Below are 11,187 nucleotides of genomic sequence, written 5' to 3' on the forward strand. Positions count from 1 at the left end.
GAACACATTCTTCGCCAGATCGAGCCCGACAGTGGTAATCTCCGACATGACCGCTCTCCTATGTGGATCCTTGCAGGCCCACCTTGGCACACAGATGCCGTCGGAGGGCGGTCACATCATCAAAGCCGATTGGTGGATATCGACGAGTGCGGAGAACACGCCCGGCACCGGTTAGGGTTGCGTATGGTAGGAATGTGCTTAACTTAGAATGATTATAAGTTGAGGACTTCAGATGATTCCCGGCCTTGTCCTGCGTCGCCGTTTCTCCGATCTTTCCGAACAGGAAATTCTTGCCCTCGCCATTTCGTCCGAAGAGGATGACGCTCGCATCTACCGGCTCTATGCCGAAAAGCTGCGTGGAGAATATCCGGCCTCGGCGGCGGTGTTCGATGGCATGGCGGATGAGGAAGATGAACACCGCCGCTTGCTGATTGAACGTCACCGTGCCCGTTATGGCGAGGTGATCCCGCTGATCCGACGCGAACATGTGGCGGGTTTCTTTGCGCGCAAGCCAGTTTGGCTGACGGCGAACCTCTCGCTCGACCGCATTCGGGCGGAGGCGGAGGCGATGGAACATGATGCCGCCGCTTTCTACCACCATGCCGCGCGCCATACGCAGGACGCCGCGACGCGCAAACTGCTAGGTGATCTCGCCGCTGACGAGCAGGGCCATGAAAAGAAGGCTGAGGAACTGGAGGCCGAGAACCTTCCCCGCGATGTCCGTGCCGAAGAGGACCGCGCTGCCTATCGTCGCTTCATCCTGACCTGGGTACAGCCGGGGCTGGCGGGACTGATGGACGGGTCGGTCTCTACCCTTGCACCGATCTTTGCCACGGCCTTCGCCACCCAGAACAGCCATACAACGCTGCTGGTCGGTCTGGCTTCGGCGGTGGGAGCGGGGATCTCGATGGGCTTTACCGAGGCGGCGCATGACGATGGGGTCATTTCAGGCCGGGGCAGCCCGATCAAGCGCGGCCTGGCCTCGGGCCTGATGACGGCGGCGGGCGGGCTTGGCCACGCGCTGCCCTATTTGATCGCGGATTTCTGGACAGCGACGATGGTGGCGATTGCGGTGGTTTTCGTCGAGCTCTGGGTCATCGCCTGGATTCAGAATCGCTATATGGAAACGCCGTTCCTGCGGGCGGTGGTGCAGGTAGTCCTGGGCGGCGCGCTGGTTTTCCTTGCCGGGATATTGATCGGCGCAGGTTGATAAGAAGGGCGGTACGAAGTTAGAGCGTTTCGAGGAAAGCTCGGATCGGCAGGATCCCCTGATGTGTGATCTGTGATGCTCCCGATATGGGAGGATCACATCCCAACACCATTACCAAATGGGCTCCGGGAGCGGTTTGCTAGATTAATCTGGGATGGCCTAGACGGGGCGGGAAGCAGCACGTTGGCTTCCGGCACTAACACAGGTGTCGCCTGCTATGGGCGGGCGGTGGGCGCGCCAGATCAGAAGTACGGGTGAAGCCGGTGTCTCCCCGCTGAAGCGTCCAGCCGGAACTGGCAAGCTGGCCTCGCATATCAGTTTCCATGAAGAACTTATGACCCAGGACCCGGATTTCACATTCTGGACGTTGCGCGATGCGTTGGCCGATGCTGAACGTGCCGCGGTACATCACTATGCAATTGCCGGGCTTCTCAGACGCCTTCTTCATGCATAGAAAAGTCGTCGGTGAGGGCATCAAGGTGCCACTGACCAGGCCCTGCGCCTGGTTGGGGTGCCCCGCCGGACCGTCTATGACCGGCCAACCAAGGCGGCTCCGAAGGCCGATCCGCGCTTCGCCGAGCCGATCAAGGCCATGATCGAACAGGAACCGTCCTTCGGCTACAGAACCGTGGCCTGGCTTCTCGGCTTTAACAAAAACACGGTGCAGCGGGTCTTTCAGCTCAAGGGCAGGCAGGTTCGAAAGCGGCCCATCGGGATGCGCCCCCGCATCGAGGCGATCCCGTCTGTGGCCAAGGCCCCGAATGAGCGCTGGTCGACCGACATGTGTCGGGTCTGGGCGGGGCGGGATGGCTGGGCCACACTGAAGCAGGAGTTCATCACCCCACATTCGCCATGGGCCTTGAACCAGTGGCGGCACCATGGCTCATCCCGCAGCAGAATGGCATGGTCGAGCGCGTGATCCGGACACTGAAGGAGCAATGCGCCCATCGCCAGCGCTTCGACAGCTCCAGCACGCGACCCGCGCTATCGGTGACTGGATCAGCTTCTACAACAACCGCCGCCCTCATCAGGCGCTTGCAATGCGCACGCCTGCCGAGGCATTCAGATTAGCGGCCTAACCTGGGCAGATTCCGCTGGGTCGATACACGAAGGTAAGAAAACAGCGCAACGACTGGTTCGAGCATCGTCTGCCTACCATTGCTGAACTGCCTGAGCGCTTTGTCTTCCTTGATGAAACAGCGGCGAAGGCCGACCTTGCTCGCCTGACCGCACCTTATCCCACAGAATCGACGCATTTGGTGTTGTTCGGAGATGAATTCTTCGCCGCAGCTTTTAATGCCCCACCGACCGGCAATATCACATGTGAAAGGCCGGAAGCTTCGGCCTCCGGCCAGCCTCATATAAGGCCAATCAGAATCTGGTCGTCAGGCCAAGCTTGAACAGGCGACCATCTTCGCGATAGGAAGACGAACTGGCAGGTTGCTTGTCGAAGAGGTTGTTGATCCCGACGTTCAGAGTAGTTGTCTCCGTCAGATCATACGCCGCGGCGACATCAACCAGAACGTAGGGGTCCTTGTTCTGGCCTGCTGGAACCGCACGAGCTTCCTCGGCGCTCAGATCTGCCTCGGTCACATAGCCGACCTGTTTGCCGACATAGGTCAACGAGGCCGACAGATCGAGGCGGTCGTTCGCGGCCCAGTTCACCCCCGTCGTCACGTTCCACTTCGGGGTGGTCGCCATCGGGAAGGCATGATCGAGGAATTCATATTTGAATTCCGATTTGGCGATATAGGTGAAGGAGTTCGTCCAGGTCAGGCCTTCGCGAACATCCCAGGTGAGCCCCCCCTCGATACCGGCCGTCTTGCCTTCGTCGATATTGGTCCGTTCGAAGATGTTGTAGCCCGTTGCGGGGTCGACTTCACCGGTCTTGCGCGCGCCGAGCATGTCGGTCACGTCGTTGTAGAAAGCGGTGATTTCCCAGCTTGTCACAGCGCCCTGAAAGTTCAGCCCGATCTCGTAATTGTCCGAGGTTTCGGGTTTTATGTTCGGGTTGCCATAGATGATGCACGGACCCGGATAGGGTTTACAGCCATTCCCGCGCGAGCTCAGCCGGTAGTTGGGGTTGAGGCTCCGCAGGTCAGGTGCAACGAATGCCTGCGAATAGCCTGCCTTCAGCATCAGCCCGTTGCCAAGGTCATAGTTGGCATAGATCCGGGGGGTGACGTGATTGCCAAATTCCTCGTGATGATCGAAACGCAGGCCGCCTGTGAGCGACAGGTTGTCGGTCACGCTGTAACGGCCTTCAGCATAAAGCGCGGAGGTATCCACATCGCCTTTGATCAGTGCGCCGTTGGCATTGGTTGACGGGTCTTTCAGCTTGTCATGCGCGACCAGCCCGCCAAAGGTATATTCGAAACTGCGGCCGGCGATCGTCGTATGCGACGTGTAGCGGGTCTCGAAAGTGGTGGTGTCATAGTCGATCGCCTCGCCCCAGACGTTATTCGCGGTGCTCCATGACTTGTTGCCAGAGGTTTCATAGCGCAGATAGCTCGACAGCGTCCCGTTTCCGAGGCGCCAGTCATTGGAGAGCGTCAGGCCATCCTTGGTCACCCTGTTGGTGTCATGGCCACCTTCGCTGGCAAGGTAGTTTTCGGTCGATGTCGTGGCTTCGAGACCCCATTCGATCGCATCGGTCGGGGCCCAGTTCAGCCGCGCGCCAAGCGTGCGTACGCGCGAACCATCCGAACCATAGACGCTTTGCTCTGAGCCGCTGGTGTCGGTGTACTTGAAGGCATCCGGAGCATCGCGTTCCGAAACCTTTGCCCAAGCCGACAGCGTCACGTTGTTGCCAAGCGGGCCGCTGACATAGCCCGAGATCTGACGGTTGTCGCCGGTCGTGGATTTTTCACCGAAACCGAAGTCGGTGGTCACCGAGCCGGACCATACCCCGGTGGATTTTTTGGTTATGATGTTGATCACGCCACCCATGGCGTCTGATCCGTAAAGCGTGGACATCGGTCCACGCACCACTTCGATGCGCTCGATCGCATCGAGCGGCACATTGCCGAAATCGCCCTGATAGTGCCGCGCAAACGTATTACGCGAACTGATCCGCTTGCCGTCGACAAGGAACAGCGTGCGACTCGCGGGGAGGCCGCGGAACGAGACGTTGGAAACGCCGTCATTCCCTCGCGTCAGGTTCAGGCCGGGTACCTGCCGCAGCACATCCCTCAAGTCGCGGCCGCCCTGTTGCTCTATCATCTTCTGATCGATCACGGTGATCGATGCGGGTGCATCCTGAACGGTGGTCGCGATGCTGGACGCGGTCGAGACCACGATCTCGTCAAGCACTGAACTGTTTGTTTCAGTGGTCAGATCCTGTGCCCCGGCACCAGCAGGCAGTGACAGGAGGCCAATCGTACAACCCGACAGAAGTCGTGATTTGAGCGAATTGCGCGACTGCATGGATGGGATTTGTCGAGGCACCGATAATTTCCTTGTGTTGACAGATTCAGTAAGATTTCCCCTCAAATAGTTGTGACTTGACGCTATGTAAACTGTTTCTGTCAGGAATCAGCCTGCCCATGGGCTTTTGATGATGGAGTCCGACGGGCATTGTCTTGCGCAGGGCATCGCAAGGACTTCGCGCACGGCTATGTGGACGACAATAAAATAGCCCGCGGATCATCCGTCAGGTGTGTGCGAATCGCGCTTTGGGAGCAGAAAAGTGCCTTGCTCTGGATGCCGCTCCTGACGCTTCGCTGCCTGCAAAAGAACGCGCATCATCTGCGCCGCTTTCCGACCATCCCGCCGCGCGGGGATTCTGCCCATGAAATCCGGGAACGCCGTGCCGGCTGATAGCTTGGCCAGGCCCGGCATGGGAGCGTTCTATCGGAATAGCGGAACGAATGTGCCTTACGATCCAGCGTGTTGCGAGGCTTTCTCCCGGAAGGCAAGGAAACCGACCGTCAGCGCCACGGCCAATACGATCAGGGGTGCGATGGCGTGGGCGAACTCGCCGTGCGACAGGACGGTGAACGCTGCCGCAACCATGACACCGCTGGCAAGACAAGCGCCCCAAAGGCGCGTCGGACGGTATGCGATCAGCACCGCCGCAGAAAGCTCCAGCGCCCCAGTGATGAAATGGAACCAGTCGGGATATCCCCAACGCCGGTAGTCGGCGGCAATCTCGGATGAGACGAAGATGTTGCCAATCCCGCCCACGACGAAGAAGGCCGCAAGCAGCCAGGCAAGAATGGATTTCCAGGGAAGGTTACGCATCGGGACTCTTTCCGCCCTTCAGGGCTCCATGAAGAAATGCCGAAACCGTTTCCCGCACGAGACGGGCGATTTCGGCGGATGAAAGCGGCAGGCTTTCCCGCCCGACAAGCGCGCGCAGCTGTGGGCCGGTGATCAGCAGCGAGACGAATTGCTCGGCAAGGACTTCCGGCGTCAGTTCCGCGCGCAGGATGCAGCGGCGATTGCGCAGCCATTCGGCAAGGGTCTTGACCCCGGCCTCGTGCCCCGAACGCAAGATCGCCTGCGACAGGGCAGGGAAACGTTGCCCTTCGGCAATCATCAGCCGGTGCAGCGCCAGCGTGCGTGGTTGCAGGACGATCTCCAGCACCTTGTGGCCGAACGCGGTCAGCGCCTCGCCAATCTCATCGCCTTCGATGTCGAGATCCCGCAGCGGCTGGCCTTGTTCCTCGCACAGGCGGGTGACGACCTCGATGAAGAGGCCTTCCTTGCCACCGAAATGCTGGTAGATGTTGCGCCGCGACCCGCCAGCCCGCGCGATGAGCATATCTAGCGAGACCGCCCCGTATCCCTGGTCAAGAAAAAGGCTCGCGGCGGTGTCGGTCAAGGTCTGCAACCGGGCCACGCCGCGCGCCGTCAAAGGGAATGCCCGCGTCACGCGACCACCCGCAGCTTGTTCCGCGCAGCCTTCAGCGCCGAAGCCCACCAGACGAGATCATCGAACAATGCGGTGCATGCCCTGTTCAGGTAGCCGTAGTCGCGCAGCATCTTTTCGTTGTTCTGCACGGCGATGAAAGGTTCGAGCCCGATCGTCACCTCGCTGCGCACAGGCGCCATTTCAAGCCCGAGGGCAATGCTGCGAAGTTGCGCGATCGCGCGGGCCGCGCCTGTCGTGCCGTAACCGACAAAGGCAACAGGCTTGCGGCGCCATTCGAGAAAGGCGCTGTCGAAGGCGTTTTTCAGCGCAGCGGTGGGGCCGTGATTGTATTCGGCCACCGTCGCGATGAAGCCGTCATAATGGTTGAGGCGCGCCCGCCACGCATTCGCTTTGGGGTTCGCAAAGGCGCCTCCGAGCATCGCGGGTGGAAAAGACTCGTCCAGAAACGGCAGATCCGCTTCCCGCAGGTCCAGCACGTCGAGTGTGAAGTCGGTCCGGTCTGCCGCAGCGGCAAGCAGCCAGTCCGCAGGGATCTGCGCAAAGCGCCTTGGCCGGGTCGAGCCGATAATCAATCCAAACCGCAGCAAGACGTTTCCTCACGTTCCATCATCTATTGCATGGTATGGTATGATACCATATTGGTGCGTGCAAGAGACAACATGAGTATCAGGCGCGTGGAAATGAACCTAAGACTGCCGCAACGGGGAACGCGCGTTCACGCTTTGACGCCTGCGGGATTTCCCGGTCCGACGGAGGCCGCGCGACCCGTCAAGACCGTCTGCATCCATCGCGGCGAGCGCTCCGGCCCGGATCGCGTCCAGCGCCGCACATCATAATCCCTTCTCACACCATACGTTGCAAAGGAGACAGATATGGCAAAAACCATCGTCGTTTACTTTTCCGGATACGGGCATACGAAACGTATCGCCGAATATGTGGCCGAAGGAGCGCAGGCCGATCTGATCGCCATCGACGCCGAGGGAAATCTTGCCGAGGCGGGCTGGAACACACTTGCCGCTGCGGATGCGATCATCTTCGGCTCGCCTACTTACATGGGCGGCGCACCGTGGCAGTTCAAGAAATTCGCTGATGCCTCCTCGAAGGTCTGGGCGACGCGCGGCTGGCAGGACAAGGTATTTGGCGGATTCGTGAACAGCGCCAGCCTCAATGGTGACAAACAGGCCACGTTGAACTTCCTGCAAACGCTTGCGTCGCAGCACGGCGGTATCTGGGTCAGCCTCGGCCTGTTGCCGGCGAACACTCTGGCGGCGACCCGCGCCGATGTGAACAACCTTGGCGCCTCGGTCGGCGTGTTGACGCAGTCGCCCTCCGATGCCGGGGCGGATGCGATCCCCAATGGCGATCTTGAAACCGCAAAGCAATACGGCGCACGGGTCGCAGCCATCGCCACGCGCTTTGCGGGCTGATCGCTATCGCGTTTGAAATGCGAAAGCGGCGGAGTTGTGAACTTCCTGTGAACCACCTGAGGCAAAAGGCCCAACCCGGCAGGACGACTGTGCCGGGTTGCGGTATGTAGGGCGAATATGGGCTCTGTTGATGGCGTGGATGCCCTCTCCAGACGGAATGCATCGTCGGAGGGGCCTGCGCTCCGGTCCGGTCAGGCGCGGCCCGCCGCGCGCAGGACCGCCCGCGTCGCGGCGATCGCCATTTCCGCCCGGCCGAGCGCATCTATCTTCGTGGCCAGTTCGCGATGCGGGATCTCGACGCTGATGGTGATGTCCTCCGGGATCACCATTGCCCGCACGATCAGGTCAATGCCACCCTCGCCGGGCATCAGCCTTTCGCCTCGCGCTACGCGGATCAGCCCTTCGTCCGACGGATCATAGGGGACGTGCCATCGCAGAGGCATAGAACCCACTCGGCTGGATGCGCAGGCACCGACACATGGCCCGGATGGAAAACTGTTCCCGATGCTCGGCCACAAACGCCGTCGTCCTTGGGCTTGAACCATGTATGGATGGCTCCCGCGTGACAAGAGGTGTGATGATCTTTGGCAACTGGTCGGGTGCGGCCATGTATTCGGCGTCTGATCTGCGGTTTTCCCGCGCACCCTGATGAACGTCCGCGTGAGGTTCGGGCCCCTGTCAATGGCACGCGCTCCTGGCGCTCTGGTGCAAACGGGGTGTCCCAGCCTTGTGTGTGTCAGCTTACCATCAATCTCACCTTGCCCACGCCATTTCGATCAGGCCGTTATCGGCCCGGAAATCCATTTCCTCATGCAGCCCGCCAGGCCTCACCTGTTCTCAGCATTACCCGGACGGCTCTTTCCATGCGGCTGGCCAATGCGATGGCCACGATCTTCAGCGGGTTCCTCGTCAGCATGCTGCCCAGCCAGTCCTCGCCCAGATCGGTGCTCTTGCGAGCAGAGATCACCCCATGGCACCAAGGTAAAGCAACCGCCGAATATACCGGTTGCCCCTCGGGTAGCCCCCTCGGAGATCTGTGCCACCGTATCACGCCTGAACTCGTCGCTGAAGTTGCCTCTGCCCATCATGGCCTGCTTGCCTCAAAATTAGCAAAGAAGGCGCCGGAAACGTATCTCGCGGCGACCACGCCGGGCAGGATGCCGAGGCAGAAGGCATACCGCCTCCGGATTGTGTCGGAGCAGGTCGCAGGGCCACCGCACCGCCGGAAAATCTTCGTGCCGGTTTTCCGCCAGAGCGAAACCCGGGAGGAACCGAGGCTTTACTGGCGTGTTTGACTGCATCAATGTCGCGTGAGGTTCGAATGACGTCTGACAGTTTCCTTGCCGCGCTGCATGATACCGATGTGATGCTGCCCCTGTTTCTCAGTCTGGCCGCAGGTGCGCTGATCGGTCTGGAACGCGAGTTCAAGGGAAAACCCGCGGGCCTGCGTACTCACACGCTTGTCTGTTTCGCCTCAGCCCTGTTGACGTTGCTTGCCCTCAGAATGGGCGAATGGGTTGCGGTTTTACCCAATGGCACGCAAAGCATCTCTGACATGTCACGCATGCCGCATGCTATCATGACCGGGATCGGATTTCTCGGCGCTGGCGTGATTTTCCGCGAAGGGGTCTCTGTTCAGGGCCTGACCACGGCGGCATCGCTGTGGCTGACCGCCGCGCTTGGCATCGTATTCGGGACGGGGCTTCTTGAACTTGCGACGATCGGAACGGTCATTGCATTGGTCGTGCTGTTTGTGCTGCGTATCGTTCAGTATCTGGCACCGCCGCAGCCCTCTGTTCGAATCGAACTTACCGTCGATGCCGAAAGCGACCTGGATGGTGAGGGCGTTACGTCCATCCTTGCCGGGCACGGCCTGCATGCCGGTCCGATGTCATTCCGGCAGGACTGGGTGGGAGGATCGCGCCGTTATGTGCTCCTCGCGTCGACGCGGAAAATGCAAGTCGATTATGAGAGCCTTGCCCGGAGATTTCAAGACCAAGCCGGAATGCGCAAGCTGTCCTTCACTCCCTTGGAAAACGAGAGCGTGGCAAGCGGCTGAACCTGCATCGGCTCACCCGCCCTGGCGCGGATCGAGACGCAAAAACGTGACCTGCGCGTGCGAAAGCAAGAACTGGCTTTCTGCCTGTCGCCCCACCCGGCCCAAGACGATTTTTCGGAAACCGCAAACGATGAACCCACGAAAGATGGCGCATCAGGGCGTTCAATACAGACATGACATGCAGGACGAACTGAGAACGACGAGACAATCTTCTGTCCGGGTATCATTGCCCTTGCGCGGTTTGACAGGGGGTTTCGGATCGACCTGCATATTCCCGGTGGTGCAACCAGCCCGCCCCCGTGATCAGAGCCGCGAAACTCCAGATCGCGGCGGTCCAAACCCGGGGAGCAGAGCACAGAGCCGCGAAACTCCAGATCGCGGCGGTCCAAACCCGGGGAGCAGAGCAGGGGCAGGTCACCACCAATGTCTGTACGGTAAAGCCCAAAAAGACCGAAGGCCATATTACCTGCACCCAGACCTTATTCGGCAGGACATCACCGAAGGAAAAGCGGGCATTCCGCTCATGATGCAGATTCAGATCGTGACTGCCGCCCGGTAAGAGGCGCGCGGGTCGAAATCCGGCAATGCGACGCGCAGGGATATTATTCGGGCTATGCGAACATGGGGGCGAACCCGGATCAGGACACCTTCGGACAGAGCTTTCTGCGCGGCACCCAACTGGCCAACGACAACGGCATCGTCACCTTCGACACGATCGATCCCGGCTGGTATCGTGGCCGCGCGCGCCATATTCATTACAAGGTGTTCCTAGGCCGGAAGACGATCCTGACAAGCCAGATCTTCTTCCCGGATGCATTGAGTGAATATGTCTATCTGAAGTATCCTGCCTATACGCACGATGAGGAACGTGACACCGCCAATCCCCTCGCACAGCATCGCGGAGCAGGCCGGCGCGGGCGCCCACGCCGCGATCCGCGAACAGAAGAAACGCTACATCGCCGCGCGGGTCGTGGGCATCGACCCGGACGCGGAATGGACCGAGGGTGGCCCGGGCATGCGAGGTGGACCGCTGGCCGCAGCACGGTGTGCCTTCATGAACGTGCTGTCGATCATCAGAGTGCCGCCCTGGCTGCCTGGCGGCACCAGTTCATGGAATATCCGCGCGAAGATACCCATCCGAGACCAGCAGGAGAACCGGTCATACAGGGTTTTGTAGGGGCCATAGACTGCAGGCTCATCGTGCCACCGCGGCCCATACCGTTTGACGTAGATGATCCCGCTCAGCACCTTGCAGTCGTCGGATCGCGCGCGACCTCGCACCTTGGGGTGGGGTGGAAGTCGCTGCATCCGTTGTATGCTCAGCCAAAAATATCGCTTGTCTCTCCTGCTGATGATCAGCGTGCATTACTCAACACACTGGCTAGAAAAGAAAACTTTTAGGGGTGAACTACAGAATGAACGTGTGGCATGAGATCAACGAAAAAACGACGTGACGCGCCGACGTGCCCATTTTTGCAACATGTATAACTGATCCTCCCCCACTGAAGTGGTCCGCTGTTATGTTTAGGAAACGGAGGATCGAGAATGGCAAACAAGCGGCCGAAGCCGGAAGAGATTGTCTCGAAGTTGCGGCAGGTTGAGGTTCTGATGGGGC

The 11,187-nt window shown here is 60.0% G+C and carries 12 protein-coding genes; 7 read left to right on the forward strand and 5 right to left on the reverse strand.

Features of this window, described 5'->3' with window-relative positions:
• The first annotated feature begins 232 nt into the window (after nt 1-232).
• From mbfA to D2T30_RS24280, 3 genes are all read left to right on the forward strand, one after another.
• Nucleotides 233-1,210, forward strand: coding sequence for an iron exporter MbfA (mbfA, locus tag D2T30_RS22225; protein WP_128187670.1), 978 nt, complete (start codon nt 233-235; stop codon nt 1,208-1,210).
• A gap of 511 nt (nt 1,211-1,721) precedes the next feature.
• Nucleotides 1,722-2,129 (forward strand): hypothetical protein, encoded by a 408-nt coding sequence (locus D2T30_RS23470; RefSeq protein ID WP_206613060.1) that lies wholly within the window; start codon nt 1,722-1,724, stop codon nt 2,127-2,129.
• Nucleotides 2,130-2,148: 19 nt separating this feature from the next.
• Nucleotides 2,149-2,289, forward strand: a complete 141-nt coding sequence (locus tag D2T30_RS24280) for an integrase core domain-containing protein (protein WP_206613061.1) — start codon at nt 2,149-2,151, stop codon at nt 2,287-2,289.
• Between the two features lie 292 nt (nt 2,290-2,581).
• Here the strand turns inward: D2T30_RS24280 and D2T30_RS22235 are convergent, their stop codons facing one another.
• From D2T30_RS22235 to D2T30_RS22250, 4 genes are all read right to left on the reverse strand, one after another.
• Entirely contained in the window at nt 2,582-4,522 is a 1,941-nt protein-coding gene (locus D2T30_RS22235) for a TonB-dependent receptor domain-containing protein (protein ID WP_241651379.1), read from the reverse strand.
• 564 nt (nt 4,523-5,086) lie between these two features.
• Nucleotides 5,087-5,452 carry a DoxX family protein gene (locus D2T30_RS22240; protein ID WP_128187672.1) on the reverse strand — a complete coding sequence of 122 codons (366 nt, stop codon included), beginning with the start codon at nt 5,450-5,452 and terminating at the stop codon, nt 5,087-5,089.
• The gene (locus D2T30_RS22245; protein ID WP_206613062.1) at nt 5,445-6,086 is read right to left on the reverse strand and encodes a TetR/AcrR family transcriptional regulator; all 642 of its coding nucleotides are present in this window, start codon (nt 6,084-6,086) and stop codon (nt 5,445-5,447) included. Before D2T30_RS22245 ends, D2T30_RS22240 begins: the two co-directional genes overlap by 8 nt.
• Entirely contained in the window at nt 6,083-6,673 is a 591-nt protein-coding gene (locus D2T30_RS22250) for an NADPH-dependent FMN reductase (RefSeq protein WP_128187673.1), read from the reverse strand. The genes D2T30_RS22245 and D2T30_RS22250 overlap by 4 nt, the downstream gene beginning before the upstream one ends.
• Nucleotides 6,674-6,958: 285 nt before the next feature.
• Here D2T30_RS22250 and D2T30_RS22255 point away from each other — a divergent pair, with 285 nt between their 5' ends.
• Entirely contained in the window at nt 6,959-7,513 is a 555-nt protein-coding gene (locus D2T30_RS22255) for a flavodoxin family protein (RefSeq protein ID WP_128187674.1), read from the forward strand.
• A 191-nt stretch (nt 7,514-7,704) separates the two neighbouring features.
• On the opposite strand, the gene D2T30_RS23285 is transcribed toward D2T30_RS22255, so the two are convergent.
• Nucleotides 7,705-7,956, reverse strand: a complete 252-nt coding sequence (locus D2T30_RS23285; RefSeq protein WP_164881865.1) for a hypothetical protein — start codon at nt 7,954-7,956, stop codon at nt 7,705-7,707.
• A gap of 420 nt (nt 7,957-8,376) precedes the next feature.
• Between D2T30_RS23285 and D2T30_RS22260 the strand changes: the two genes are divergently transcribed.
• The 3 genes from D2T30_RS22260 to D2T30_RS24340 all read left to right on the forward strand — a co-directional run bounded on the left by D2T30_RS22260 (nt 8,377) and on the right by D2T30_RS24340 (nt 10,973).
• Complete coding sequence (locus tag D2T30_RS22260; protein ID WP_128210575.1) at nt 8,377-8,808, forward strand: hypothetical protein; 432 nt, start codon at nt 8,377-8,379, stop codon at nt 8,806-8,808.
• A 26-nt stretch (nt 8,809-8,834) separates the two neighbouring features.
• Entirely contained in the window at nt 8,835-9,572 is a 738-nt protein-coding gene (locus tag D2T30_RS22265) for an MgtC/SapB family protein (RefSeq protein WP_206613063.1), read from the forward strand.
• Nucleotides 9,573-10,148: 576 nt separating this feature from the next.
• Nucleotides 10,149-10,973 (forward strand): peptidase associated/transthyretin-like domain-containing protein, encoded by an 825-nt coding sequence (locus D2T30_RS24340; RefSeq protein WP_449295450.1) that lies wholly within the window; start codon nt 10,149-10,151, stop codon nt 10,971-10,973.
• The last annotated feature ends 214 nt before the right edge of the window (nt 10,974-11,187 follow it).

The sequence above is a fragment of the Paenirhodobacter populi genome, assembly GCF_004022215.1.
In the GTDB taxonomy this organism is placed as follows: domain Bacteria; phylum Pseudomonadota; class Alphaproteobacteria; order Rhodobacterales; family Rhodobacteraceae; genus Rhodobacter; species Rhodobacter populi.